A 26902-nucleotide genomic window follows, 5' to 3' on the forward strand; every position below is an offset into this window, starting at 1 on the left:
ATCCGGCATTGTTTCACCGGGTGTCCACCAAAATTTTTTGGTCATATTCTTTTTGCGCACGTTGGCGCATTCTGCGTAGATAGCCAGGGGAAAAATACTCCTGAATATCGTGGAAAATCATATGATCTAGTGCTGCTTTTGCATACCAAAGATTTGCACCCGGCGTATGGCTTTTTGCAAAGCGAACCCAACCAGCGCCAACATGAACATCATCCCCAGCAGCAGCTTTATGAACTGCACCTAAAGTCAGGTTATAAAGTGCTTCAACATCCCCGGCAACAGGGCCCTCGATTGAAGCAATAACACTACTACCGTATTGCGTTTGGTTTGCTAAAAGGAAATCCCCGTAAAGGCCAAGAGCTCCACCTTTTAAAAATGCTTGCCCCCAAAACTCGGGTGATGATATGTCGCGCGGATCTCGACCGCTAGCAATTTCGTTAAGCTGAACAGCCATAGCCCCCAGCAAGGTAGAAGAGACGAGAAGCGCCGCCGCATACGTTGCCTTACCCGCCCCCTCTTGCGCCATCGCCCGGCGTACATGGCGCATAACAACAGTAACGGGAAAGCTTTTAAATTGCAGAGCCGAACGCCACAATTCACCATCCCACGTACCACGTTCCGTACCTCTGTACATGAAAACACGTTCCCTCGCACCAGGTTCAATGGTGCCCATGCCAGCTTCGTCCTGCACGACGCCGAGTAGTTTTGTTGCTGCATCATCACGTAGACGAGCGGGCGTGGTAGCAAATTGTTTTGCCAGTGGATCGAGTTGCTTATCTGTAAGAGCCAGAATTTCGTTGTGGGTTAAAACAGTATCACCCAAACCACTCAAATCAGTCACATCCGCTTTGCGCCACACAGCCCAATCAGCCGCGGTTACCCCGGCATTTTGCAATCGCTGCCTATCCCCTGCCTCTAATTTATCTAATGAGGCATGCTTACGCGTCAACGAACCAATCGCATCAAACATCACAGCCCCTAATCCTTGGTTACTGGCTGCACTTAAGGCATTAAGACCGGATGCACGCATAACCAATCCCGCCACTTTTCGGGCAGCGGATGACACCCTGCCAGACGTATCAGTTAATGTACCCAGGGAATCATCTGCAAAACGTGATAGGGAGTTTAGGTAATAGTTGATCCCAAGCCCAGCCCGTCGCGCTGCGGCCCTAGCCTCAGAATTTGCTGGATTGAGAAGCTTTAATTCATTCTCAAAAACCTGCACCACTGGAAGATTATTTATCTTGGCAGTAATCATGAGATTACCCTGATCACCAACCGCTGCCAGCGTGGCAGAGCCCAAACGGGAAGCAACATTAATGTTTCGGTAGGTATCAAATGCATTTTTCAGCAATACAGATTCTGGGATGTCTTGCTGCCCGGCAACATCTTTATATAGTCGCTCCGCTCGTTTTGCTGCGCGTTCAGTTCGTTTTGCATGTGCGGGATCTGCATCTATCATGGATTGACGCGCCATATCCAGTTGAGTACGAAACTGCAAATCAGAATTAGGGCCAAGTGTTTCAATCAACGCTATATCCCGAGACAACCTTTCGACATGCCCAACCAATAGCGATAAGAGATCTTTGTCGCCATACTTTTGCTGCGCCATCATAAAACTGTCCGCATCCTTGTAGTGGATGCTTCTTGACTCACTTCCGTGATTCGCGCGCAAGCTATTGCCAGCAAAGCGCCCAGGCTCAACCTTATTCACCCCACCCGTAGCAATCGTCCGTGCCGCATGAGAAAGAAATTCTCGTAACTGAGCTTCCGTCATCAGTGTACCGTCTTCATTCAGATATGTGCGACGATCTACCCAATTTACATGGTCATCAATCCACGCTTGTTTGTTTTTCGCCACCCTTAGCTGAGAGTGATTACGCGGCATAGCCCATGACTCCAGACGCCCAATTGCCCCGCCAGCGTTATTAAAACGTTGGCGCAGATATTCTGTTACGTCATGAAATTCTTTTGCTGCCGCTTTTGCTGCTGCATTTCCACTACTTTCACCATGTAGCTCTCTTATTACCGCCCTATTCTGTTCAGGATCTGCCAGCAAGCTAAATAATTTTCCTTTAGTAGTTTCCACCAAGGTCAACATTCGAGATAACGCCATATCCCTGATTGCTTTAGCTTGAGACTCCACGGATAAAACCCCACTGCGTTGATCGGAATCAAACGCAATAAGTCGGTCAAGTGCACGGATAGGAGTATCACCAGAGCTTTCCACATAATTTTTAACGCGGTCATGGGCCAGAATAGTTAGCGCAGTGCGCCATTTTTTTAATTTTGCCTCACGAGTTATGTCGTCTGCTGCTGATTTCCCCGCCTCCCTTAACCGATCCGCCCGAGACATTGACATCCACCCTGGGTTATTTTTCGCAAGGCGTTTGTGATGCTGATTGATACGATTTTCTATGCCGCGCACCTCTGCCTGATTAAGAGGGCGACCAATTGCATTAACAACCGCCTGAATACATTCTGCTCTCATTGATTACCATGCCTTAGTTCACATTCAATTGCAGCCATAACCCCCCGCGCATCCTGCTCAGCACGAGTAATTAACGCATCATCATCTCTTAGCATTTCCGTTGCGGAACGCTGGAAATTATTCCCCAAATCGTCTTCAACACGCACAGCAATGTCACCACGGCGGGCTAATACCTGGTTTGCGTTATCGATATCTCTCAGTAACGGATCAACATCCTGTGTTACCGTTTCAGATACTGTGTCTGGTTTATAAGTCACATCCACCTGGGGGTTATTTGGTCGCGCGGGGGAGTCATCAGGCGTAATGTTGGGTAGCTCTCGACCAATAAAGCTGGCGTCAAAAACCCCCTCAATACCTGATACATCAACTGGTTCACCTCGATTAAGCTGCTCGGATGCAGTGTCCAACGCGCGCTGGTGTGCAAGATTAGAGGCCATATCGGCAGGTAATCCAGGGGCTGTATCTTCCCTGAAGTATTGCGCATTTCTTGCCGTTAATGCCGCATCAACCGCCGCTGGCGTTGCTGGCGCTCCCGCGTGGGCCAAGCCGCCAAACGCAGCCCCTAGCACCGTATCTGCGATTAACGCGGTAGCGTCCCAGACCTTGTATTGGCGAGCCATATCCTGATAGCCGCGATCTTCCAGATAAGAGCCAGTAGCCCCCCTTTGCGCTATACCAAGAGTGGCATTACTCACAGCCCCAGATGCAAGCCTGGATAACAACGTTTTTGCATAAGGCGCGGCTGGCATAGCGGCACCCACACCAAGAGTTACCCCTTCAATAACTGCGCGCCCTGCTGCGGTTTCATCATCTAATCCCTTGCGACGACCTTCATCATCAAGAAAAATAGCTTCTGTTCCACCAGCCAATACCGCCCACCAGCGACCCCGCCAGACAAAACCCCAACACCAGCCCTCGACATTACATCCCCCAACCCATTTAATATCTGACCAGTTACCGTTGTGACGGTAGGGTCTGGGGTTTGCAATTCGATATTTTTACGTACGATCCCAAGCTGCTCGTCAAGGTACCCTTGGATGTCTGTACCCGCGTACTCATCTACCCTTTTAGCGATAGGCGAAAGCAATTCTGTCGCGGGAGCACCAATTGCATAAGACAGCTTATTTAGTCCCCGATCAACACCGCGAATAGGTTCGACGATTAAATCACTAACAGAAAAAACACCGGGATTTATCTGCTTTTCAGATATGTGATTGAAACGTAAGATATCATCAACAAACTGTCGATTTTCATTTTCATCAAAAGAAAAGATATCCATTATTCACCCCCTCCATAAAGAGAGAATGCTTCTGTTTTTAGATAATCAGGAACACCAAAATTAGCGGGGTTGTCGCCAAATTTTATATCTTTTATTTTTTGGTTAATAACAGCGGCTTCGGCATTGTTAATGCCATCAATAGTGGCTTTTGAAAGATTAACAGTTAACGGGCGACCCTTCTTGTCGATCAATGCATCAATACCCTGACTGACTATATAATCACCATCACTACCAGCAGGGACTAAATTGAACAAGCTGGCTTGCTTAGCCCTCGACACATCCATCCCCTGACGCTCCAACGCCTGATAAAGCAACGCAGGATAGCGATATTTAAAATCGCTGGTACTTACACCGACAGGAACAAAAACTTTTTGTCCACCGAGTGTAATCGCTTCTCCTATCGTTTTGTTTAAAGCATCTTGTACCTGGGAACGGGTAACATCCGTTGAGTAATTTCCTTTTTGTGTGGCATCACCGACGCCATAGGCAAAGGTTAGGGTTAAGGCGTTTTGTCGCGCTTGCGGCCTACCGGCAAACGCATCACCGACGATAGAATCAAACTCCGCTTCCCAAGTTTTTTTAGCCTCATCCCAACTCGACATATCCCCCTTCTGCCCTTTAATTTGATCATACCCTTGGAGAACCTTATTTGTGCTTTCCATGCTTGGTAAAGATCCAGCTAATGCCGCTGTAGGCGTTTCTGGGTATATTTGCTGCATCAGTGCCTTATAGTCACGATCATTCGGCACCATGTTACGCAAACGCGTTAATATTTCAGATTTTTGCCCGCTGGTTTTGTCTTTTAACATTCCAGCCAGATAAGTGGCCTCCTGAGGCAATAAAACTTTATGGGGAACTTTAAAGCCCACAGTTGAGCTAATGGCATCCAACGTGGCGGAACGTTCCTGCAATTGCTGTGAGAAACGCTGACTTATATCCGCCCCATCCATAGCGCTCATCGCTGCGGCGGTTGTCGGATTTAGGGCGATCATGTCGAGCGGCGTAATCGCATCCCCCGTGCGGTTTTGGTTGAACAGCAATGGGGTTTCCATTAACTGCTTATTGGTCTTCTGGACGGCCGTAGTTAACCGCTGAGCCAGTCGCCACTGTCGCATATCTCCGCCATTCGCGTTCAGGTCGGCATAGAGATTGTTCACGTAATTTTGCGAAGCGACCGGACCGGAAGAAATAACCTTCCGAATGGTGTCTTGATCGGAAAGTAAATCCTTTACCTCCGCCTCCACGCTGGTTCCCCTTGTGGCGGCAATCACGCTTTCCTGCTGCTCTGCGGTGGTGGGTAAATCTGAATATACCTGCTGAGCAAAAGAATTATACGTTCTGGCCGCTAATGCCTCGCGCTTTGCCTCTGCCGCTGCTGCCTTTGCCCCTAACCGCGACTGATAGTCCATAGCCTGATTCAGCAACGCCTTGCGCTTGTCTGGATCAAGCTTATCCAGGTAAAAACCCTTTTCAGAGGTAAGCTGATGGGTTAAGTCAGACAAGGCTGCGCCGTTATCTCTCGCCTCCATTACTCGCTGCTGCGCCTGGTTGAACCAGTTTCGATCAACCCAGCTTTGGCGCACCTTGGCCCACTGCGCACCATAACCAATCCGCCCCTGTTCCTCGTACGCAGCAGACATGGCGTTGATTTTTTCGATATCTGCGCCGGGATAATTAGCCAACCTGCCCAGCTTATCCAGCCCGCTGTCGACCTGATCACGCGCTTCTATTTTCAGTGCTGCGTGCGCGTAGCCCTGCGCCGTGGTGAGTCCGTCAGATTCGTAGCGCTTTAGCCCGCCCTCTGCAACCTGTGTTTCTGCCATACCCAGCCCGGCGAATTGCGGCTTTTCCAGCTTTCCCACCGCGTCGTGATAGACATTCTCTACCTGATCCGCACGCAGTGTGCCGTCCTCAACACCACGGCGTATCGATTCGATAATGTCCTTCAGCCTGATTTGATAATCGAGCATGGCGTCGCCAGCACGCGCGCGCACGACCGCGTTAATCTCTTGCTTTACATCACCGGCCAGCCCAGCCACGGCTTGCCCGATAGCCCCCGTACCGCTCACATTGACGCGCGTTGGCTGAGGTGTGGGAACCGCATTACCAAAATGACCCGTTGGGATACGCATTACTTAATCCCCATGTTGCCGAACAGGTTGTTTGTTGATGCGCCGGTTTTGCTTGCTGGCTTATCTTGCGCGGTCTTCCAGCCAGAATACGCTTTCGCGCCAGATGACAGTAACGAACTCCCCGCACGGATATACCCCGACGTGGCAGCATTGCGACCGCTAATCCTGTCGGCCTGACCTTGTGCCCGATAGCGTGAAGCGGCGTTTTGGCCGTTTAAAATGCTCATCGTGGCGTCTTCTTCCGCATCACCCACAATCCCCGATGTAATGCGCAGTGCGGTACCCGATCCCGTTTCAACGCCTGAGGCGGCATACGCTGCGTTGGCCTGTGCTGCCTGTGCCGCACCCGCTTTTCGGAGGCGTTCGGCCTCTACCCGTGCCGCCGATTTTGCGGCCTCCGCGTCGGCCTCTGCCTGGCTGGCCTGATAATCCGCCATGCTTTTTTGCTGCATACCACTCGCTACCGCCCCCCCGCGGCAAGAACGGACGAGCCTATAGCGGCAATGGCTAATGTAACCGGATCACACATGGTTAAACCTCCATCGAATACAACAGGCCAGCGCGTACCAGCCCCAGCCGTTGGTACAGTTCGCCGGTACGCGCTTCATGAATACCCGTGGTGATACCCATACGGATTTCCCGCACGCCGTTTTCTTTCGCCCAGGCGATAAACGCTTTCACCAGTCGGTATCCGGCGGTGGCGCCACGCCGTTCAGCGTCGATAAAAACGCCGTATTCAAACGCCATACGGTCGGTAGAAAACCACTGTTCAGCGATGCCGCCCCCCATCCAGCCGATAATCTGCCCGTCGTGCTCCGCGACCAGCACCACACCAAAATGGGAATCAATGAGCTGCTCCGCCAGTGCGCGGCATTTTTCCGCACTGAACGAAAAATTGCGGTACCGCGATTCCTGGTGCAGGCGCATACCCAGCAGTACCAGCGCCGGAATATCCTCTTTTGTTGCCGGTCGGATCATGGTTAGCCCCCGTTACTGGTGAAAGTGGTCATCACTGCCAGCAGGGTGAAACGGCAGTGGCTGCAATTGCTGAATGCGTAATGTGTCTTCGCCTTTTTCCCAGCCGAGTTTTCCCCACGCGTGATCGCCGGTAAAAAGCGGTGCGGGCTGGTTGAGAATTTTCGGGCCAAAACGACGAAAAGGAATGGGTTGCCCGTTGCAGGTGGCGCCGGTGGTGTCGAGAAAAACGCATGGTGACTTCGCTGGTGCGTTTCCTGGCGTTCTGTACGGTACCTTCGCTGGTAGAGACTTCCTGTGTCAGCGTTTCTATCGTGGTGTTAAAATGCAGCCCGATGGCGACGCTTTTCGCGGTGCGGGTCAGCGTGACAGCGCCGCCGGTGACTACCTGTGAGGGCATGACGTTGCCGTCTGCGACGATATCAACGGTTTTTCCTTCCAGGTGGTTTAAGCCGCTCCATGCTTTTACGCCCGCTTCGCTGGTGCCGGTAACCGCCGCATCACTGTGCAACGCATCCACCAGTAATTCAACGTAACGCACCGTTTGGCCGTTAATCTCACGTTTAACGATGGTATAGACCGCATCGCCCGAATCGGTAGGAATAGAAGATACCGACTCAAAAGCCCCTCGGTGACATGCCGCGACCAGGCGATCACATCCTGCGAACGGTCGAGCACCATCGAACACAGGGTGCCGTCTGCGCGTATCAGCCAGGCGATAGAATCCGGCTGCTGCTGGTAGGCCATTTCCACAATGCCCGGTTCCGTGATGTGCTCAGACAGCACAGACAGGTCATTAGCGGAATAGGCGACGTAGCTGTCGGGGTCATAAGCGACCGCAAACAGTTTGCGCCCGGCGCGCTGGATAAAAAGGATTTCGGTACCCACGCGTACCGGGCGGATCGTATTGCAACCGTAGGTGCTGGGATTTTTTACGGATATATTGGTCGGCGTGATTGCGGCATCCGAGCCGCCGGTTAACGTAAACTCGCCACCGTAGGTCAGCGCAATAAGCGTATTCATCTGTGCTAAATGCACGACAGGGTTTAGCTGGTCAGAGGACACCGTAAACGACATGGCACCGTCGTCCTTGTTGCCCGGCTCGAAAGAGAGATAAGAACCCGTTTCGCTAAACCACACAGTTTGCGGGTACGACGGAGAACCGGCCAGTACCAGCCGTTGCTGGTAGAACGTCACGGCACCCGGATAGCCCAACTCTTTCGACCACACGCTGTCCTCGCGCGTCCATGCCCCGGTGAGGCTGCCTGCGTAGCGGAAAGGTCGGAACGAATAACGCCTGCGGCTTTCTGTGCGTTGGTGATGGTGTTGATCAGCACCAGGCCGCTATTGATACGCACGTACGACCCGACATCAGCAGCCACCCAGCCGGTACCTGTAAAACGTTTGCCCGCTTCATCATCCCATAGCGTCAGCGTGATGGCAGAGCCAACAAACGCTTTTACCGACGGCTTGCACCATTTTTCCGGTGTGTCGCGGATTTCATCAAACGGCATCACCACAAATTCAGCAGCAGCCAGCCTCCAGTCGGTTTGCGCCCGGCGCTGTAACCGTTGCGGCGGGATATCCTGGTGAACCAGAAACATCGTGTCCGCCCCCTGCACGAATTTCACTTCGGACAGCATGCTTTCAGTGAACGGGCTTTCGATTTCATAAGGGGTTAAATCATCCCTGACCACCTGCGCGCCGTTCTGGAAAAAGCGCACATAGCGGTCGCCGAATTCCAGTTCGTACGCCTGCGAGCGGTTAAACACGAAAGGGATCAGGCGGGATTTTTTATCAGCGTATTTCGTGGCCGCAATAAACCGCGTACCGGGGCGGCGCTTAACGCCACCGTGAACCATACACACCGCGTTCTCTACCTGTTTCGCTCCGTTGGCATAACGCGCAATATCAACACGCCCCATTAAGCGCGGGGAAATTTCACCGGCGGTAAAATTGGTTTTTATCAGGTTGGCGCGCATGGTTAAAACCTCGACGTGAGCAACGGATAACCGCCAAGCGCTTCTGGCGGATCTTCCTGCCCGTCAATGGCCCTGGCCTGACGCAGCAGATAGGCGGCTTCCTGGGTCAGCGCATCGCGCAGGCTGGCGGATGCTGTTACCGCATAGGCTATCTTTGCTGCCATAAACGCTTCTGCCAGCGCCACCAGCGCCGGATCCCACGTTGATTCATCCTCGTTGCGGAAGAGGTAGCGCAGTTTCAGCGCGTTAATACTGGCGAAGATTTTCCGCCCCTCTACGCGATACGGGATATCGTCTGACGCATCGCCCACAGACAGGACGCGCAGCACGTCACCCGGCAGCGGAAACTGATACGCAAAGCCAAAAGCAGGGGCGGTACTGGAAGGGGAGAGCACCACGCGCTTAACGGCGCAGTTCCACGGGTGTTTACGCAATAAATCTTCGCGGACGGTGGGGTAAACGTTGGCACACAGGCGCGCGCTGTCGGAGTCCTGTTTAAAATCGTTAATGGGATTCTGCCCGAGGATAAGCAGCGCGTTAGAACAGATAGAAACACTGGAAGCCATAGCGGTACCTTTAACAAAAAGGCCGGGGTGTTACCCCCGGCAATACCCACGCGGCGTTACGCTACAAAACCAATCGCCACCACTTTCTTCTCGCTGGCGCGACCTGCACCGTAAGACGCATCCACGGAAATCTGGATGGTGTTGTTTTTGTCACGGCGCGGGCCGATATCGACGTTATATTCCGCGCCGGTACCGAAATGCACGGCAGACTTCGCCCAGGCCACCGTGGTTTTAGTGGTCACGTTTTTCTCCGTTACTGAATCCAGCGCTTCATAAGCGATCCACTGGAAGCCCAGCCAGTGGTTAGACACCGACCCTTCCTGCAACATCTTGACCGCCATAAAGTCGGCGCTGGTCAGTGTGGTGTCGCTCAGGATTTGCGTCAGCATGTCGGCGTTGTAAGCGATGTAAAGCTGTTCGCCGTTCTGCTCGTCACATTCGTTGCGGCGGAACATCGCCTTGGCGGCGATCAGTTTGGCTTTGGTCAAGCCCGTGCCACCCGCTACAATTTTCTGGGACGCAGGAAGCGCCACGTTGGTGTAAGCGCCGTTGTTTTCCGTCTTGCGCGCTACCGCATCCAGCAATGCACGGTAAATCACCGTATCCTTGCGGCGGTTGGTGGCGGCCAGCGTCAATTGCAGATAGGGCCCCTGAGGATCAGCAATCAGCTTGCGCAGGTCGCGCTTTTCGACAGGCACGAACACACCGTAATCCGCCATCAGCGCATTACGGGTACCGGCTTCCGGCACATCCCACACCGTGTCACCGAAACGCGTGGTGATCGCGTTCATTTCGATGGTGCCCATATCGTTGATGGTGAACGACGCACCGGTGATCTGCCCGCGATCCTGTACCGCTGCCTGTAGGCGGGAATCTTTTTGCTGTGAGGCAATCTCAAAAGAATCATGAAACTGCGTTACAAAGGCGGCGGTGATCATATTTTTGTTGGCATCAAAAGCCATAATGCGCACTCCAGTTCTGTTTCGCCTGCGGGGTGTCGGTTTCCCGGCCCAATACACCGACTGCCTGGCGCTTACAGACGGCGGGAAATCAGGTATCCGGCTACCACGCCGGGCTGGTGGAGTGATTTTGCGCAAGGTGTGCGTTCGGTTTCCCGACCAAATAAAAAAGCCAGCGCTCAGGCTGGCGTGGTGTGACATGTCACAGCATTACGCTACCGGTGTGTTGCCGTAGGTTTTCGCGTAGTACGCCTGGACACGCGCAGAGATTTTTTCATGATCGGCATGTTCCGGATCCATATAGGCATCCGACTTCATCAAATCACGAATGGTCTGTTGCTCTTCCAGATTGATATCGCTGCCAGCGGGGAATCTTCCTGCATTTCTCCGCCGATTTTTGCCAGCAGGCGGATGACCATCGGGTTGTTGCCGACTTCGTCAATGCGGCCTTTGTCGGCATCATCCGCCAGAGCATTAAACGCCCGGTACGCCAGCCCGATGTTTTTGTTAAATTCCGCATCGGTTTTCCATACCTCGCGTAATGCTGTACTGGCGGTTTCCTGATCCAGTTGCGCGGCACCGCCCACCAGTTCCGGCGCACGCTGCATATATTCATTGAGCACAAAACTTAACTGGTCATTGGTCAGCCCCCTGGCATGGGCCGATTTTAAAAAGCCCTGCATTTGGGGATCGGCTTTAAAATCGTCCCAGTTGAAGCCCCCGGCATCTACCTCAGGCGCATATTCATCAGGCGTTTTTGGTGGCGCGTCCCCGCGGCCAAGGCGCTTTTCCAGATGCGTATGCGCATCCGCCAGTTTGCGGGCAGAGCTTTCAATATTGAGGGTGCCGTCTTCGCCCACCACGCGGTATTTTTCCGGCAGCCAGTCTGTCGCGCCCGGCTGCTGTGCTGCGCCAGTATTGAGCAAAGCGCCGCCACCTTCGCCACCCGCATTACCACCGCCGCCGTTACCACCATCGCCACCCCCTGAGCCTTCGCCTTCACTCGCCTGATTCATGAACGGGAATTTAAGCTTCCACATCGTCGTTTACTCCGTCTGCTTCGTTAAGCCTGCGTAAAATGAAATCGAGCACATCACGTCGCCCGGCGTTAAAACATGTCTGGCGATCCCCCTCAGAGCCCCCCCTGACGTACACGGCACCCCCCAAAGCGCCGCGTTAATTCTTCCAGCACCTGCGGGCCGCCCGGCGTTTCTTCAAAAGGCGTCGGTAGTCCTCAGGGCGAACGGGCTTATTGATCATCGTACTCCCCGGCCATCTGCTGAACCAATGCGGTACCGACTTCCCTGCCTGCCGAGGTCGCCGCTTCCTGCCTGCCTGCATCAGCATGTGTTGCTGTGCTGCCTGCTGCTGTACTTGCCTGCGTTGTTCACGTAAACGGGCCACATCGTCGGCACTGCGAATCACTTTGGCGGGAACACCCAGCGCCTCGGACACAACACGGGCCGCTGAGTCGGTATCCAGTAAGTCGGTAACCTCGGGATCAATCTGTGCCAGTTGCGCGATGTTGGCCCCGGCACGCTCAATGGCGGTCACGTCCTCCAGCTTCTGCGCACGGGCCAGCGGGGAAATGTAGTGCACGTTGAAATTGGCAGAGTCCATGCCCTCGGGCGCGGCGGGGAAAATGCCTGCGCGGTACGCAATGCCGAAACAGCGCTGAACCAGGATTTGCAGGTATTCAGCCTGAAAGCGTCCGTACACCGGGCCGAGTAATTGGCGGATGAGCGCAACCCGTACATGTACCTCGGTGGCGGTCATGGCGGGGCCGTCCTGCGGCTGTAGCTGGTCGGCCATCAGGATCTTGCGGATTTGCGCCCGTAGTTTTTCTTCGGACGTAAACGCAACGTTAAAATCGGCCCCCGTCAGCAACGGTTTCATGCTCTCCACACTGTTCGCCACGATAATGCGGCGTGGACCCACCTTGACGGTGCGCGGGTTAATCACGCCGTCGTCTTCCACAATCCACATGCCGGAAATGGCCAGGTCAGCGGCGGCTTTCTCCATGCGCTTAATTTCGTTCAGTTCTTTGCAGTCGGGCAGCGCGTCATAAACAGGGCCGACACCGTAGGCACTGGCGGGGATTTTCATCCAGCGCGGAACGGCAACGGGGAATTCGTGATAGCCAGACTCGCGCGCGGTGCGCTTGCCCTGCACCTCGATGTGATAGGAGGCAAAGCGCATGTTTTTTGCGAGGCGCGCATTGACCACACAGGTATCACGCGGAAAAATGGCGTGAATAAAATCAAATTTCGCGTCAGGTTTTTTCCTGGCCTCGTCGCGGATTTTGTCGCTGACATTTTTGTCGCCAAATTCTTTTACCGCCTGCTCTGCGGTTAACGGGTAGCAGCGATAAACGGTGTCAACGATGCCATCACGGCGAGACGATGAGACATAGCACTGCGACAGCGGCCACTGCTGGAAGGTAAAGCCGCCCTGCTCCCTGTCCTCATCGATGTAAAGGGCGAACCAGCCAGCAATAACCACATCCAGACAGGCTTCGTAGGCTTCCGCGTCAAAATTGGCCGCGTGAATGTTTTCCCATATCAGCGTTGCACAGGCAGAGAGCCACGTTTTTTGCTCGTCGGTGAGGCTTTCACTGTTTAAATCCATCCACTGCGCGTTTGCGGGCGTCATACCGGACATTAGCGCCGACGCAAGAATGCGCGTGCTGTCCGTTGCGGTACCGTCCAGCAACTGCGCCACCCTGGATTTAGCGCGGCTGGCGTCCAGAACATCGGAAGAAAAGCCAGCCCCGCGCAACGGGTAGGTGAAATCAAAGCACGCGCGCCAGGCCGATTCATTTGACTGGCGTAATGCTTTCAGTGAATCCGCACGACGGATTATTTTGCTGGCGGTTTCGTTGACCACGTTACGCCCCCAGGCTGGTTTTACCGCGTGCACCAGACGCAAGCAGCGACGTGCCGGAATCCGTTGCCCCTTCTGAACCCGTGGTAAGCAGGGACGAGCCTTTTTTGCGTTTACGGCGCGCTGCTGAATCCGCGTTTGCTGCCCTGGCGGCGGCGTCTGCTGCTTTGGCGGCTTCCGCTTCCGGGTCGTACCGCACAACGGTGGGTGAACCTCCTCCACACATGACGGATCCTCCTTAGCCGGGAACGTGCCAGCCCCTGTCAGTCAGTACGGGGGCTTTATGCGGCTTGCGCTGCCCGTCCTCGCTGGTGACTGCGGTACGGGGGGTTTGCGTGGTGGCCTGTTTAACCAGGTCGATAAAATCGAGGTTGTTCGTTAACGGCTGATCCATGAGGTCGGTAAAACCGAGCGTTTCGAACCGGGTGAGGGTTTGAAATGCAGCGGCGTTCAGTCCAGAAAGTGCAGCGTTGCGGGCTGCAATTTCCTCTGTAGCAATACCGCTCCCGCCATCTGCGCCCGCATCAGTTGTGGTATCGGCAATAACCGTTGCGCCAGCACTAGCGGCGTGCAGTTGTTCAGGGGGGTTAGCCGTACCCTCCCCCTCCGATGACGTAATGATTTCGCCCGGAACTTCGATTTGCTTTTTAGGTCGACCCATGTTGCTTACTCCGTTGGCATGTGGAGCTTACAGCATGCGTAAAGGCCTGTTCGGTTTCCCGACTAAAATAATCGATTCGGGGGGCTATTTAACATAATGGCCGTTTTGCGCACCGACGAAATGGCGCTCAAACCTAAAACAGGGTGAAGGGCGCAAAAGATCGTGTTTACTGCGCCGGAATGGGGGCCTTTTGAAAACAACATTTTCGTAACAAATGGCGGGTATCGCCGTTCGCCAGGATCATGCAACGAACCGTGTATTTTTGACACTTTAGCGCTTGCGGTACCGGCTTTGAAAAAAACGGGTGTAAGGGATTTCTTGCGGCGCTCTGTTTGTGACCAGTTCCCACAAGCGGATCAGCGCCTCCCCATCGTCGTAGCGCGGTACCGCTCCCGCTTTCCAGCCATACAGCGCTGACTTGGATACGTGGACGGTTTTCGCTATCTGTTGCTGCGTCATGCCCGCACGTTCGATATCGATGATGACTTTAAACCAGTCGATTTGCATCATGCGAACTCCTCAGGACAAAACGCGCGCACGCGCGAGGGTACAGAGGGACAAAACGCACTGGTTCCCGTGCACGCCGCGAGCAGTATTCTTCCCTCGCAGCACCGCGGCACCAACGTTCCAGCACCTCCTGCATATCTCTGCACATAATCTTCGACCTCAACACCGTTCAACAAAAATTTATTTCAGGCAAACATCTAACCTGCACAACCTCAGAAACAAGGTTGGTTACTGGTTTAATTTAATTTTTTCAATTAGTTAACTAACCAGCCAACCTATTTTGAAAAAAAAAATTCTTCCAATGCGTGCGCGTATGCGCGTGTATGTTTATATAAACTGGTTAGATAGGTTAGCTGGTTAGTTAATTTTATGTTTAATCTATCTTTTTTTTAACCAACCTACTTTTTGAGGTTAGTTAAGGTTGGTTAAAACTTGCATTTTTCTGCGAACTCGTAATTATTTACGTTTTCCCAGCCTCTCGGCTTACCTGCTAAATTTTGCAAACTTGTACATTTCTGCAAATTCGTAATTATTTGCACTTTTCCCAGTGGTAAGGATTACCCGCTAAATTTTGCAACCGACGTTTTTTATACCCAAGATCCTTCATAATTTTGGCAACCCGCATTTCGTCACCCCGCTTGACATACGTTGCTTTAAAGCCAATGGCGTCGATGAGAATATCTTTTGATGTCAGCGGCACTCGCTCACGATTCAATTTAATATCATCACCTGTGAGTTCCACTGTCTCTTGCTCCAGCCATTCAGCGACACTGGTCGTCCAGACTTCATCCTTGACCTCATAGTCGCCGAGAATGGATTTGGCGAGCGTTTCGGCGCGCTCCCAGGCGATACCCTCACGCTTAAATATCGCAACCGCTTCAGCCCATAACTGGATTTTTTCATCAGCAATACCCTGAGCGATAAACTTACTATCGGTTTCATCAGGGATCGTCATGGGCAACCAACGGCGGTTACCTTCAGTATCTGTCAGTGGCGTATCAGAGTTAGAAGTACCGATGAAGCCACAACGACGTAGTAAAGTGACATAATGCTCACGAAACAGACCACGGTTACGATCGGCACGGGTGGAAATGGTCACCCTGACATCACCAATACCCCGCTTATCCATTCCGCGCATCTCGCCAAGTTCAATGACGTTATGCCCGCGCATTTCACGGATGCGTTCTTCCCCCTTTTTGCCGAAGTCAAGCTCCATGTAATGGTCGGGGGTGGGGGCCATTGCACGGATCCCTTCTGATTTATTCTTTCCCTGTTGACTGACGAGGATCACCGCCATATCACCTTTAATACCCGGCTCAAGAGCACGACCGGCAAGCAACGTCCACCAGTAGCGACCGACAGAACGGGTGTAGGCACTCTCTTTTATTCCCCAGTGGCGAATAAAAAATGTATCGATACGCGGTACACCATCCCAGGCTGGCAGTGTGTTTACCCACGCTTTCAGAGAGTCAAACCTGTTTTCCCAGGCGATTAGACGAACTGCACGTTTAACGGCTGCTTCTTCGAATTTCTTGAAGCCCAGACTTTCGAGAGTTGTATGTAGTTTGGTGTAATACTCATCCCGCAGTTGTATGTTCTTACCCTTCGGGGTAGTCAGTATTATCTCATCGCGGAATTCGTCGAGGCGGATCTGTACACCACAGAGATCTGGCCGTCGCAGCGCCAGCAGCACGTTAGAAATAACACCTTCAATTTTATCGTTTTTATCGCGAGTAAATTTGGGCCATGGCAAATACTCCGCAACCTCGTCACCCTTTTCAGTAACGTCCTCAAACTCCTCTACGCTGGCGACAGAAACCCGCTGGCGACCCGCAGCGGGATTGGCAACACCTGATTTCTGAGCATAGGCGAAAATGGCCTGATACCCGGTGCGGTCTGCTTTGAGTTTATTGTCGTCCCAGCGGGTTTCAGCTACAGCAATATCTTCCTGACTACCGCCGCCCGCGGTTGACCAGTCAACCCACAGCTGCCGCGCAGCATTTTCCCAGTCGGTACCTTTAAACCACGCGAGACGACAGCCCATTGACGCCCAGGCGTTATGTCTGCCACATTTGGGATGGGCGTCGGCCAGTACAGCCGGATGCCACATAACTTCGCGCAGGTCGTCAAAGGTCTGTTGGGTAACGTTATTCAGATCAACGAGACGCGATAAGTCATCGTCAGAATGCTCGGATACGGGGCGGATCGGTAAATCACCCGCCCTTGCCAGCAGGATATCGACGGTAACAGGCGTGCCGCTGAAACGTTCGAATATCGCGTTTTCGTCGGGTCCGTAGAGCATATGGTCAGGGTTATAGACGGAACGGTCCCAGCGGACAGGGTAGTCATCCAGCAGACTGATGCAGTCCATCAGCCAGTTTTCTACCGCCGGCCCAAGGATTTTATACTCCTCCGGGGTGACCGAACGGTCCAGCTCCATGCAAATGCGCCAGCGCTGCTCACCCTTTACGGTGGGGTGCAGATGGCTGGGTGTTGAGTACGTGAAGCATGAGAAACGGTCCAGTGCGTCGCGCAACGCCCGCCATGCTTCTTCATCGCAGCCGTCCATATCAAGGAACAGCACATCGCGATCACCCGCATTGAGCGCATAACGGCCAACGGCAGCATCCTTCATTGAATGCCAGATATAGGGCAGGCGTGCTTTTTTGGCGTACATCTGCGCCCGGGTGTCTTCCAGCGAGATGCCGATGGCCTTGCGAAGATCTTCAAGCGTGTCACTAAAACGCCTGAAGTTTTCGCACACCCCCGGCTTGGGCCGGACATCGCTGGCGTGCAGACCCGTTGAATAACGTATGGGCATGGGTCATTTGGCCTTGGTAGTGGATGTGGCGGGGGATTTGGGGGGTAGCCCATCCGCCGCGTTAGGGTAATCTTCACTATTTAAATCATGAGGAGTTACGAGCCATTTAGTGGCCCGGGACCAGTCAATAGCTCTACTACCGCGCGGTTTATATTTACCGGCTATTACTTGGCTGATAAAACCTTGAGATACACCAACCATTGCCGCAAAGGACGATTGGCTAATGTTTTCATGCAAAAGATATTCTTTAAGTTTCATACGTCCTCCAATAATCAATTTTATATTAGCGATACTGATTATCTTGGTCAATAGCGATACTGTTTGCGCCTTATTAGCAACGCAAATAAGGTATATGTATGAGACAAGTGACTGACCAAGATAAACAGACCGCTACCCGCTTGAAGCGGATATGGGATGAAAAGAAGAAAGCTCTAGGCCTTACGCAAGAGAAGGCTGCGGATGCGCTCGGCTTCAACACACAGGGGGCTGTTAGCCAATACCTTAACGGAAAAGTACCATTGAATACTGACACGGTAATCAAGTTTGCTAAGCTTCTTCGTGTCACACCTGAAGAGATAAAACCAGAATTAGCAGATCTTCTTTGTTATGTCAGAGAAACAAGCAACGACTCGCTTAATCGAGCTCCCGAATTGTTCATATCTCCAAAAGAGATGGCTATATTAAAGCTTATAAATCAACTTCCTGAATCAGAAAGAACTCAACTGCACGAAGCTCTTGAAGATCGGAAACGGTATTATGACCGTTTATTTGAAGAAATTGCTCAAGCTCGAGGGCTAAAAGTTAGTTAGGTAACTTTATCCGATAAATCCCTTCCAAGCCGGTAGCCACCGGCTTTTTTTTATACACACCATTACTAAAAAACCATTCATATCAAACTGCTAATAAAATCCGCCCCAATAAATCAGCTTTACTATTGACATTAAAATCAGTAAAGCTAATATTTAAGCCATGCACCACCCGCTCTTTAACAATCTGGACAGGGCAGTCACACCCCGCAATTCAGTGGCCCGCTGAATGTCTTGGCTAACCCGTTGAAACCGGAATGCGAGACTGGAACGTGATGAGGTACATGTGTTTTGCCGCACGTACCCGAAGCAAACGTGAATTTATCAAGCGTCGGCCCTGGTCGCGGGCGCTTTATTAAGTTCGCTGAAATGAAAAACGCGCGGGTAGTTGGTGCTACCCGCGCGTCAGAACAACAGCCAGGCTGAGGAGGCCTAACGATAAATACACTAACAAAACATAACGCACCTGTCATCGCCGGTGTTGAAATTACTACCGATGCTGAAGGTCGCTTCAACCTTAACGCACTGCATAAAGCAAGCGGTGGGGATAACGGTAAACGCCCCTCCCTTTGGCTGGCCAATAAGCAGGTTCAGGAGCTTATCGGAGAACTTGAAGCTAACTTACTGAAAAATAAACAGAGCAAGAATTCCTGCCCTGCTCATAAAACAGTCAATGTTATTAATGGCGGCACTTCACCCGGCACCTTCGCCCACGAACTGCTGGCCATCTCCTATGCCGGGTGGATTAGTCCGGCATTTCAGTTACAGGTCAACCAGACCTTTCTCGACTACCGTACCGGCAGACTGACAAAACCCGATATCAATTCCATCACCCGTAAAGACATTGCGTATTTACTCATCGCCTCCGAAGAGGAGAACGAACGCCTGCGTCTGGAGAATGATCAGATGAAACCGGATGTCGAGGCACTACAGCGGATCGCTAAATCGGAGGGTTGCGTATGTATTACCGATGCGGCCAAGGATTTGCAAATGCGACCCAAAGACCTTTTTTCATACCTCAGTGCTCATCGGTGGATCTACAGACGCCCCGGGGGTAAGAGCTGGCTGGCGTACCAGAACAAAATTCAGACGGGCGTCCTGATGCACAAAGTTCACGTAGTCACCCAAAGCGATGGCACCGAGAAAATGAGGGAACAGGTACTTGTTACACCGAAAGGCCTGACCGCACTTTCCCAACTTCAGGGGGATTAACCCGATGCAACAACCGAAAAAAGTTAAAACCGCCCCGTTAGCCACTGCCCCCGTAAATAATACCGTTCGCCGTCTGCACTACCTGCGCAAACGCGATGAACTGGAACGAAACCCCAACGCCCACTTCCCGATCACCCTTTATATCTGAGGTACTCCATGAGCCTTGAACTTGCCCTGAAAGAAAATACTGAGGCGATACACCAGCTCATTGCAGCCATGCAGAGCGGTAACACCTTGACCCCCGTTGCCTCCCCACAACCGAAAACAGACAGTGCCAGCGTCAAAAAAGCGGAACAGGAAACAAAACCAGCGCCTGATGATACTTCAGAAGACATTTTTGAGCAGGCCAGAAACCTGATTATGAAACTGTCAACAGGCGGCTATCGTAATGAAGCGGTGGAAATTCTGAACAAATTCGGCGCTCAGAAGCTGGGGCAGGTGCCCCAGGAAAATCTGGCAGACGTTGTGATGCTGGCAGAAGCCGCATTGCGGGGGGAGTAAGCCGTGCTAGATATTCACGCGAAACTTTCCCCCTCATCCGCTCACCGCTGGTTACATTGCAACGCGGCACTGGCAGCGGAGCAGTTTGAGCCGAACAAAACCACGAGTTATGCCGAAGAAGGCACAACAGCGCATCATCTGGCCGAAACGATCCTCCGTAACCGGCTGAAACCCCGGTCAAAAGCCAGTCCTGTCCCGCAGGTCAGCCAGGAAATGGTTGATAAGGTGGGAGAGTACGTTGAAGCGGTCTGGACGCTAGCGCAGCAACCCGGCGCGATACTCCTGGTCGAGCAGAAATGCGACTTCTCTCACATCGTTGGTATCCCCAATCAGTTTGGTACATCGGATGCGGTAATCATCACCGGCGACGAGTTGCAGATCCACGACCTCAAATACGGTTATGAGAAAGTGGATGCGTTCGAAAACCCCCAGCTCATGCTTTACGCCCTCGGGGCGCTGGAGCAGGTCAGTCTGATTGCCGACATAAACCGGGTAAGGATGTTTATTCACCAGCCCCGCATCAACCACGTCAGCGAGTACGAATGCAGCATACAAAATCTGGAGGAGTTCGGGCAGAACGTGAAAGCCATCGCTGCCGATGTGCTGCAACTGGCAGACGACGCCGGGAAAAACGGCCCGGATATTATCCCGGCTTCGGCCTATCACCCCGGAGAGAAAACCTGCCGCTGGTGTAAGCGGCGAGGCAAATGCCAGGCGCAGGCGGAGTATGTCGCGGCTGCGCTGATAAATGATTTCAGTGAAATAGCCGACCCGCCTTCTCTGGAAGACGCACTGACCACCGCCCGTCAGAAGCTGGCAGAGTCTGACGGAAAATGGCTGGGCGAAACACTCCCGCTGATTGACCACATCGAAAGCTGGTGTAAAAGCGTCCGCTCTGCGGCATTTAACCTGCTGCAAAATGGGCACCCCGTTCCCGGCTATAAACTGGTTCAGGGTAAACAGGGGAATCGCATCTGGAGTAGTGAAGAAGAGGCAATTTCCCTGCTTAAAGACCAGTTCCGGTATAAAAAGGAAGAAGTTTATACCTTCAAAGTTATCAGCCCGGCGCAGGCTGAGAAACTCATTAAAAAGGCCAACCCGCGCCGCTGGGCGAAGGTAGAAGCCATTATTACCCGCCCTGATGGCAAACCCGCCCTTGTGCCAGAGTCCGATCCCAAACCAGCGTTAAATATCAACCCTGTAAACGACTTTGACGATGTTGAAGCCGCTGAATCCCTCATTTGAATTAAAGGTAAGTATCCATGAAAGTAAAACTGAATAACGTGCGACTGGCATTTCCGGCATTATTTGAACCTAAAACTGTTAACGGTGAAGGTGAGCCACGTTTTAGCGCTGCATTTATTTTCCCACCCGACCATCCCTGCGTGAAAGAAATTGAAGCGGCTATCGCTCAGGCCGCTAAAGAAAAATGGGGGCCGAAAGCCGACAGCGTTCTTAAATCCTTACGCACCGGCCTGAAAGTCTGCCTGCACGATGGCGATGAAAAAGCAGAATACGAGGGCTATCCCGGTAATAAGTTTGTCTCTGCCAGTAATAAAGCCCGACCACTGGTTATCGACCGTGATCGTTCCGCGCTGACCGCCGCCGATGGCAAGCCGTATGCCGGTTGCCACGTTAACGCCACCATCGATATCTGGGCGATGGATAACAATTTTGGCAAGCGTATTAACGCGTCACTGGGCGGCGTCCAGTTCCTGCGCGATGGTGACGCCTTCGCTGGCGGCGGCGTGGCGACGCCGGATGACTTCGAGAATATGAGCGAAGGCGCTGACGCAGAAGCGTTGATTTAAACCCACTCACCACCCGGCACAAACGCCGGGTGTTTTGCAACAAGTAACCCTTTTCGCAAAGCACCCGCAAGGAATAGCTATGCAAAAACTCTGGTTAGACCTTGAAACCTATAGCGAAATTCCCATTAAAAACGGCACCCATGCTTACGCCGAAGGTGCTGAGGTCATGCTGTTTGCCTGGGCGATTGACGATGCGCCGGTGAATGTTTGGGACTTGACTTCCCGTGCGCCCATCCCCCTAAAATTAGCTTCTGCACTAAAAGACCCCGAAGTGCTTCTGTATGCTCACAATTCACATTTCGACCGCACAGTATTAAATCACGCCATGCCGGGGGTAGCAGCCGGTGGCGTTGAGCGCTGGCGCGATACAATGGTCAGGGCGCTGGCACACGGCCTGCCCGGATCGCTGGGCGATCTGTGTGACATTCTCAGTGTTTCGCAGGATAAAGCCAAGGATAAGGCCGGTAAGCAACTGATCCAGCTATTCTGCAAGCCTCGCCCGAAAAACAGCGCTATCCGCCGCGCTACCGCCAAAACACACCCTGTCGAGTGGCAGCGATTCGTTGAATACGCCGGGCTGGATATTGATGCCATGCGTGAGATCGACAAAAAGCTCCCTGCCTGGAATTACTCAGGCAATGAGCTGGCGCTCTGGCACCGTGATCAGCGTATCAATGATCGCGGCGTATTCATGGACGTGCAGCTTGCTGAGGCAGCGGTGACGGCGGTTGAGAGGGAACAGAAGGTTCTGGCCAGACGAACGCTGGAGCTCACGGACAACGCGGTGCAGGCGGCAACACAGCGTGACGCCATGCTGAAACACATAGCAGAAGCCTTTGGTATCGAACTGCCCGATATGCAGGCCAGCACCTTGCAGCGCCGGGTTAACGATCCTGATTTACCGTTTGAACTTCGTGAATTACTCGCTATCCGCCTACAGGCCAGCTCCACCAGCACCAGCAAATACAAAACCCTGATGAAAGGCGTCAGCCGTGACGGACGCCTGCGTGGAACGTTACAGTTTTGTGGGGCATCGCGTACCGGGCGGTGGGCCGGGCGATTATTTCAGCCCCAAAATTTACCCAGACCAATGCTAAAACAAGCCGACATTGACTGTGGTATTGAAGCACTGAAAGCCGGGTGCGCCGACCTGCTTTACGATGATGTGATGCAGTTGACCGGTTCAGCGTTGCGCGGCTGCATCATGGCCCCTGCGGGTAAAAAACTGGTGGTATCTGACCTTAGCAACATCGAGGGGCGCGTACTGGCATGGCTGGTCGGGGAGAAGTGGAAGCTACAGGCCTTTAGGGATTATGACGCGGGCGCTGGCCATGACCTGTACAAACTGGCCTATGCAAAATCTTTCGGTGTAGCCCCCGATGTGGTGGACAAAGATCAGCGTCAGGTCGGAAAAGTACAGGAACTGGCGCTGGGCTATGAAGGGGGCGTTGGCGCATTTCTGACATTCTCTCTGGCGTACAACATCGACCTCGAAGAAATGGCCTCTGCCGCTATCGACAACATCCCACGTAGCATTCTGGATGAAGCCGTTCGTGCATATGAATGGGCGGTAAAACAGAAGCGAACCTATGGACTGTCAAAACGCGCTTATGTTGTCTGCGACGCTTTTAAACGCCTCTGGCGCGAAGCCCACGCGGCAACATTCAGCTTCTGGAAGGAGATCGAGCAGGCCACCCGCCGCGCCATTGCCACACCCGGCATAACCCTTTCCTGCCGCAAATTAAAGCTTCGCCGCGACGGAAGCTGGCTACGTATTCAGCTTCCCTCTGGCCGGGCGGTCTGTTATCCCGGCGCACGTATCGACGACAGCGGCAAGATCAGCTACATGGGCATCAACACTTACAGCCGGAAATGGCAACGCCTGCAAACCTACGGCGGCAAGCTGACAGAGAACGTAACCCAGGCTACCGCCCGTGATGTGATGGCCGCGAATATGCCCGGTGTGGAGGACAACGGTTACGACATCATATTAACGGTGCATGACGAGATTTTAACGGAAGCACCAGACCATTCTGATTTTTCACACCTGCGCCTAAGCGATCTCCTCTCCACTAATCCCGCATGGGCTGAAGGATTGCCGCTGTCAGCGGGGGGCTTTGAGGCATATCGATATCGTAAGGAGTAACCCTTATGTCTTTTAGAAATTATGACAGCTCACCCTATTACCGTGCTGCGCGTGAGGCTGCGCAAACTGAACGCGAGGGTGATTACCGCCGCGCTGCCAAAATATGGGCGAAAGCAAACCGCGCTGCGCGTAACCCGATAAACCAGACGTGGAGCGAAAACCGCTCTGACTTTTGCCTGATGCAGGTCGGGCGGGAAAAACTGAAAGAGGCGGTTACCGATGGCCTACATCCGTGAATCCGCCATCGAAAAACACCTGATAGCGGAAGTGAAAAAGGCCGGCGGTATTGCTTATAAGTTCGTATCGCCGGGCAGGCGGGGCGTACCGGATCGGATTGTGCTTCTGCCTGATGGCAAGGTGCTGTTTGTGGAATGCAAATCACCAGGTAAAGCGCCACGCGCCGACCAGCTTCGGGAACACGACCGGCTGCGCGCTCTGGGTTTTACCGTGGTGGTACTGGACAGCAAAAATATGGAGGGTATTCAATGAAACTGGATAACGCACGGGTGCTGACCTTAAGACACCCCAATATGGGCGAGGTCGTCGCCATCACCAACGGCGGTGAGAGTATCGATGATGCCCGCTATCTGGTCAGCCTGGGCAGACAGCCTAACGAGGACTGGGAAACGCAGACGCTCAGGGCGGTGATTGGGTATATGGCGGAAGACAACAGGCGGCTGCGCAAACAGGTTAAGCGCCTGACGCAGGAGGGGGGTTACTGAAAATGTGGAGGGTCGAGCGGGATTCGAACCTGCGTCCTTACGGTTGGGGAACACGTACGCTCTTCCAATCTGAGCTACCGACCCAATTTGGCGCATTACAGAACAGGCATGACGAAAGCTTTTACAACCAACGACAGAATACCGATAACCCCAAAACCCAGCATCCAGCGCATGAGCTTTTGCTCAGAGCGAATACCCGCCATTTCAAGTTGTAAATCTTTGCGGACTAAGGATATCTGAGCCTCGGTTTTCTCGAAGCGAGCCTGCATCTGAGCTTCATTCTTCTCGAAGCGAGCGTCAATATCCTTACGGACATCGGCTATCTCTGCGGATAAGTCCTTGCGGACATCGGCTATCTCTGCGGATAAGTCCTTGCGGACATCGGCTATATCACGCTTTACCTCAGCAATATCAGCTTTTGTGGCCACATCTGCCACCTCATGAGACTTGCGTACGACGAGCGAAATCGCCCGCGCCTGTTCTCTAGAGATGCCAGCAGTCTCAAGCTCTTCTGACGCCTGCAATGTATCAAATGCAACCTGGCCCATGGGAAATCCTCCTGTGTTAAGCCAAGTGTAAGCGATCTGACCGCCAACCTGCAAAATTTTGCAACTTCGGTTTGACATCCGCTGTCGCTGGTCGTTATATTCGCTCTCAGGTGCTTCAAACCACCTTCTCAGAGCGGATATCCGCACCCGACAGTCTTGCGGTTTTTTTTACGTCCATAGATTATGGTCGGGCAGCGAGCAGTGCATGCAACACCCGTAAGGGAAAAACTGCTGGCCGTCTCTGAGCGGGTTTGAAGTGCCCGACCGCCCTATTCAAACAGGGCTAATAATCTCAGAGGACAGTAAAATGACTACCTTAACTTTTCGTAATACTACTCTTGAAACTATCACCCACAACGGGCATATCTGGCTCACTTCCGCTGAATTAGCTAAAGCGCTGGAATACGCAAATAGCAACGCTGTGACCATGCTTTATAGCTCGAACAAAGATGAATTTAACCCCACAATGTCGTTGGTAGTCGAATCGACTATCAATGGAATAAACAATAGCTTGCGTAAAATTAAAACCCGCATTTTCTCACTACGCGGTGCACACCTCGTCGCCATGTTTGCCCGTACCCCTGTAGCCAAAGAATTCCGTAAATGGGTGCTGGATATTCTCGACCGCGAAGTAGGTCACCCCGTCTACCAGCCCGAAGCGCCTGAGCGTTTTACGCACACCGATACCCGTAACCTTGCGCGCTTAGTATGGTGCATTACCCGCGGCTTCCGTTTTGAACAGGCATGGACCAATGCCGTTTATTATGCCCTGCGCGATGTGACCGGCACACCGTCGCCAATGCCCTTTGAAGCGCAGCATATTCCTCTGCTGGCCGAAGAGTGCCGCCGCATTTACTACGTCACCGAAACCCTGCGTGAAACCATCCACGAAGCGGAAAAGCAAACCCTCAAACGCATTCTGCGCAAACGTGAAGATGCGAACACCGTACTTGCTGAAATGAAGCAGCTTTTCGAGCGCTGCCACCGCCAGCAGCAACGGGGCATTGCCGATCGCCTTGACCACTGGTACGAAAACGACGTTAAACACTTCCTGACGCGCCACTAATCCAGTAATTCCGCCCCGGGATCGCGCCGGGGCTTCATTAATCACATTCACTTGTGAGGAGCTTTAACATGCAAAATTTAACCAAACCTGTAATTTTTCGCAATGAAAGTCTGAATATCGAAATAAGCGGTATGCTGTACGAAGGGAAACCTGTGTTTTTCGCTCTCGAAGTAGCGCGGGCACTCGGATATGAAAAACCTGAAAACGCTATAGCGTCACATTGTAAGTCACTGATTAAAATCAAATACCCTGAAATGAGGGATTTGGGTTTAGAACCGAAGCCTCAAGGTGTTACCCTCCTGACCGAACCCGATCTCTACCGCCTCATTCTCCGTAGCAAACTACCTTCTGCTGAAAAAGTACAGGACTGGGTATGCGAAGAAGTACTGCCGTCAATTCGTCAGACGGGCGGCTATCAGTTACCCGCCAATTCTCCCGTACCTCAGTCATTTGCCGAGGCGCTGAGGTTAGCCGCTGATATTGCCGAACAACGCGATGAAGCTATCCGCACCAAAGCGCAGATAAGTCAGAAACGCGAAGCCACTGCCTGCCAGCGTAATGCTGTTTACCAGCGCATCGCCAATAAGGCGATAAAAGACCGTGATGAAATGGCAGCTTTGCTAGGTGCCAGTAAAGAATATGCTTCCGTCCGGTCAGTGTGGCGCGCGACCGGCACCTGGTACAGCTACCGCCAACTCACCACATGGCAGGACGAACATGACGCGATGGAATCCTATTACTGGGATGAGTCCACGGATGCACGAATTTTATGCTACCCCCGTGAAGCATGGCTGGAAGTCTACGGCGTGGATATAGCGAAATTATTCTGAGGCC

Annotated in this window: 30 protein-coding genes, 1 tRNA gene and 1 pseudogene; 13 read left to right on the forward strand and 19 right to left on the reverse strand. The window is 52.8% G+C overall.

All coding sequences use genetic code 11. From position 1 onward, the window contains the following. Positions 1-13 precede the first annotated feature (13 nt). From AC6I8M_RS17170 to AC6I8M_RS17250, 17 genes are all read right to left on the reverse strand, one after another. Entirely contained in the window at positions 14-2491 is a 2478-nt protein-coding gene (locus AC6I8M_RS17170) for a hypothetical protein (protein WP_498013448.1), read from the reverse strand. Next, on the reverse strand, positions 2488-3360 hold the full coding sequence (locus AC6I8M_RS17175) for a hypothetical protein (protein ID WP_498013521.1): 873 nt from the start codon (positions 3358-3360) through the stop codon (positions 2488-2490). Before AC6I8M_RS17175 ends, AC6I8M_RS17170 begins: the two co-directional genes overlap by 4 nt. Beyond that, entirely contained in the window at positions 3303-3770 is a 468-nt protein-coding gene (locus AC6I8M_RS17180) for a hypothetical protein (RefSeq protein ID WP_498013522.1), read from the reverse strand. The genes AC6I8M_RS17175 and AC6I8M_RS17180 overlap by 58 nt, the downstream gene beginning before the upstream one ends. Then, a complete protein-coding gene (locus tag AC6I8M_RS17185; RefSeq protein WP_498013446.1) occupies positions 3770-5902 on the reverse strand; it encodes a hypothetical protein in 2133 nt (710 codons plus the stop codon). The genes AC6I8M_RS17180 and AC6I8M_RS17185 overlap by 1 nt, the downstream gene beginning before the upstream one ends. Next, positions 5902-6354 (reverse strand): hypothetical protein, encoded by a 453-nt coding sequence (locus AC6I8M_RS17190; RefSeq protein ID WP_498013523.1) that lies wholly within the window; start codon positions 6352-6354, stop codon positions 5902-5904. Before AC6I8M_RS17190 ends, AC6I8M_RS17185 begins: the two co-directional genes overlap by 1 nt. Positions 6355-6433: 79 nt before the next feature. Further along, complete coding sequence (locus AC6I8M_RS17195; RefSeq protein WP_498013444.1) at positions 6434-6880, reverse strand: GNAT family N-acetyltransferase; 447 nt, start codon at positions 6878-6880, stop codon at positions 6434-6436. A gap of 31 nt (positions 6881-6911) precedes the next feature. Continuing rightward, entirely contained in the window at positions 6912-7388 is a 477-nt protein-coding gene (locus AC6I8M_RS17200) for a hypothetical protein (protein WP_498013524.1), read from the reverse strand. Continuing rightward, positions 7343-8107 (reverse strand): hypothetical protein, encoded by a 765-nt coding sequence (locus tag AC6I8M_RS17205; RefSeq protein ID WP_498013525.1) that lies wholly within the window; start codon positions 8105-8107, stop codon positions 7343-7345. The genes AC6I8M_RS17200 and AC6I8M_RS17205 overlap by 46 nt, the downstream gene beginning before the upstream one ends. After that, entirely contained in the window at positions 8071-8859 is a 789-nt protein-coding gene (locus AC6I8M_RS17210) for a hypothetical protein (RefSeq protein ID WP_498013526.1), read from the reverse strand. The genes AC6I8M_RS17205 and AC6I8M_RS17210 overlap by 37 nt, the downstream gene beginning before the upstream one ends. A 2-nt stretch (positions 8860-8861) precedes the next feature. Beyond that, on the reverse strand, positions 8862-9425 hold the full coding sequence (locus tag AC6I8M_RS17215) for a phage connector family protein (RefSeq protein ID WP_498013442.1): 564 nt from the start codon (positions 9423-9425) through the stop codon (positions 8862-8864). A gap of 56 nt (positions 9426-9481) precedes the next feature. Then, the gene (locus AC6I8M_RS17220; RefSeq protein ID WP_498013441.1) at positions 9482-10387 is read right to left on the reverse strand and encodes a phage capsid protein; all 906 of its coding nucleotides are present in this window, start codon (positions 10385-10387) and stop codon (positions 9482-9484) included. 314 nt (positions 10388-10701) lie between these two features. Then, the gene (locus tag AC6I8M_RS17225) at positions 10702-11424 is read right to left on the reverse strand and encodes a hypothetical protein (protein ID WP_498013527.1); all 723 of its coding nucleotides are present in this window, start codon (positions 11422-11424) and stop codon (positions 10702-10704) included. A gap of 136 nt (positions 11425-11560) precedes the next feature. Further along, a complete protein-coding gene (locus tag AC6I8M_RS17230) occupies positions 11561-13489 on the reverse strand; it encodes a portal protein (protein ID WP_498013528.1) in 1929 nt (642 codons plus the stop codon). A gap of 16 nt (positions 13490-13505) precedes the next feature. Beyond that, on the reverse strand, positions 13506-13928 hold the full coding sequence (locus AC6I8M_RS17235; RefSeq protein ID WP_498013438.1) for a hypothetical protein: 423 nt from the start codon (positions 13926-13928) through the stop codon (positions 13506-13508). 270 nt (positions 13929-14198) lie between these two features. Further along, entirely contained in the window at positions 14199-14438 is a 240-nt protein-coding gene (locus AC6I8M_RS17240; RefSeq protein WP_498013437.1) for a helix-turn-helix domain-containing protein, read from the reverse strand. A 526-nt stretch (positions 14439-14964) separates the two neighbouring features. Then, positions 14965-17256 carry a VapE domain-containing protein gene (locus tag AC6I8M_RS17245; protein ID WP_498013436.1) on the reverse strand — a complete coding sequence of 764 codons (2292 nt, stop codon included), beginning with the start codon at positions 17254-17256 and terminating at the stop codon, positions 14965-14967. A 3-nt stretch (positions 17257-17259) separates the two neighbouring features. After that, positions 17260-17514, reverse strand: a complete 255-nt coding sequence (locus AC6I8M_RS17250) for a helix-turn-helix domain-containing protein (protein ID WP_498013435.1) — start codon at positions 17512-17514, stop codon at positions 17260-17262. 98 nt (positions 17515-17612) lie between these two features. On the opposite strand from AC6I8M_RS17250, the gene AC6I8M_RS17255 reads away from it, so the two are divergent. From AC6I8M_RS17255 to AC6I8M_RS17305, 11 genes and pseudogenes are all read left to right on the forward strand, one after another. Further along, on the forward strand, positions 17613-18065 hold the full coding sequence (locus AC6I8M_RS17255; protein WP_498013434.1) for a helix-turn-helix domain-containing protein: 453 nt from the start codon (positions 17613-17615) through the stop codon (positions 18063-18065). A gap of 522 nt (positions 18066-18587) precedes the next feature. Further along, positions 18588-18800: pseudogene (locus tag AC6I8M_RS17260) on the forward strand (KilA-N domain-containing protein); the annotation flags it as partial. 168 nt (positions 18801-18968) lie between these two features. After that, positions 18969-19274: a phage antirepressor KilAC domain-containing protein gene (locus AC6I8M_RS17265; RefSeq protein ID WP_498013433.1), complete on the forward strand. Its 306-nt coding sequence runs from the start codon at positions 18969-18971 to the stop codon at positions 19272-19274. 4 nt (positions 19275-19278) lie between these two features. Then, positions 19279-19422: a hypothetical protein gene (locus AC6I8M_RS17270; RefSeq protein ID WP_498013432.1), complete on the forward strand. Its 144-nt coding sequence runs from the start codon at positions 19279-19281 to the stop codon at positions 19420-19422. Between the two features lie 8 nt (positions 19423-19430). Next, entirely contained in the window at positions 19431-19775 is a 345-nt protein-coding gene (locus AC6I8M_RS17275; protein WP_498013431.1) for a hypothetical protein, read from the forward strand. 3 nt (positions 19776-19778) lie between these two features. Then, on the forward strand, positions 19779-21020 hold the full coding sequence (locus AC6I8M_RS17280; protein ID WP_498013430.1) for a DUF2800 domain-containing protein: 1242 nt from the start codon (positions 19779-19781) through the stop codon (positions 21018-21020). 17 nt (positions 21021-21037) lie between these two features. After that, positions 21038-21586: a DUF2815 family protein gene (locus AC6I8M_RS17285; RefSeq protein ID WP_498013429.1), complete on the forward strand. Its 549-nt coding sequence runs from the start codon at positions 21038-21040 to the stop codon at positions 21584-21586. Positions 21587-21665: 79 nt separating this feature from the next. Further along, positions 21666-23732: a DNA polymerase family A protein gene (locus AC6I8M_RS17290; RefSeq protein ID WP_498013428.1), complete on the forward strand. Its 2067-nt coding sequence runs from the start codon at positions 21666-21668 to the stop codon at positions 23730-23732. A gap of 5 nt (positions 23733-23737) precedes the next feature. Continuing rightward, positions 23738-23968, forward strand: coding sequence for an ANR family transcriptional regulator (locus AC6I8M_RS17295; RefSeq protein ID WP_498013427.1), 231 nt, complete (start codon positions 23738-23740; stop codon positions 23966-23968). Then, complete coding sequence (locus AC6I8M_RS17300; protein ID WP_498013426.1) at positions 23952-24221, forward strand: PDDEXK family nuclease; 270 nt, start codon at positions 23952-23954, stop codon at positions 24219-24221. Before AC6I8M_RS17295 ends, AC6I8M_RS17300 begins: the two co-directional genes overlap by 17 nt. Beyond that, entirely contained in the window at positions 24218-24454 is a 237-nt protein-coding gene (locus tag AC6I8M_RS17305; protein ID WP_498013425.1) for a hypothetical protein, read from the forward strand. The genes AC6I8M_RS17300 and AC6I8M_RS17305 overlap by 4 nt, the downstream gene beginning before the upstream one ends. A 5-nt stretch (positions 24455-24459) precedes the next feature. Here the strand turns inward: AC6I8M_RS17305 and AC6I8M_RS17310 are convergent. Beyond that, positions 24460-24538, reverse strand: a tRNA-Gly gene (locus tag AC6I8M_RS17310). A gap of 11 nt (positions 24539-24549) precedes the next feature. Further along, positions 24550-25002, reverse strand: a complete 453-nt coding sequence (locus AC6I8M_RS17315) for a CCDC90 family protein (protein ID WP_498013529.1) — start codon at positions 25000-25002, stop codon at positions 24550-24552. A gap of 307 nt (positions 25003-25309) precedes the next feature. Here AC6I8M_RS17315 and AC6I8M_RS17320 point away from each other — a divergent pair, with 307 nt between their 5' ends. Then, on the forward strand, positions 25310-26068 hold the full coding sequence (locus tag AC6I8M_RS17320) for a BRO-N domain-containing protein (protein WP_498013530.1): 759 nt from the start codon (positions 25310-25312) through the stop codon (positions 26066-26068). A gap of 68 nt (positions 26069-26136) precedes the next feature. Then, positions 26137-26898, forward strand: a complete 762-nt coding sequence (locus AC6I8M_RS17325; protein ID WP_498013531.1) for a BRO-N domain-containing protein — start codon at positions 26137-26139, stop codon at positions 26896-26898. The last annotated feature ends 4 nt before the right edge of the window (positions 26899-26902 follow it).

Source organism: Type-A symbiont of Plautia stali, assembly GCF_059731155.1.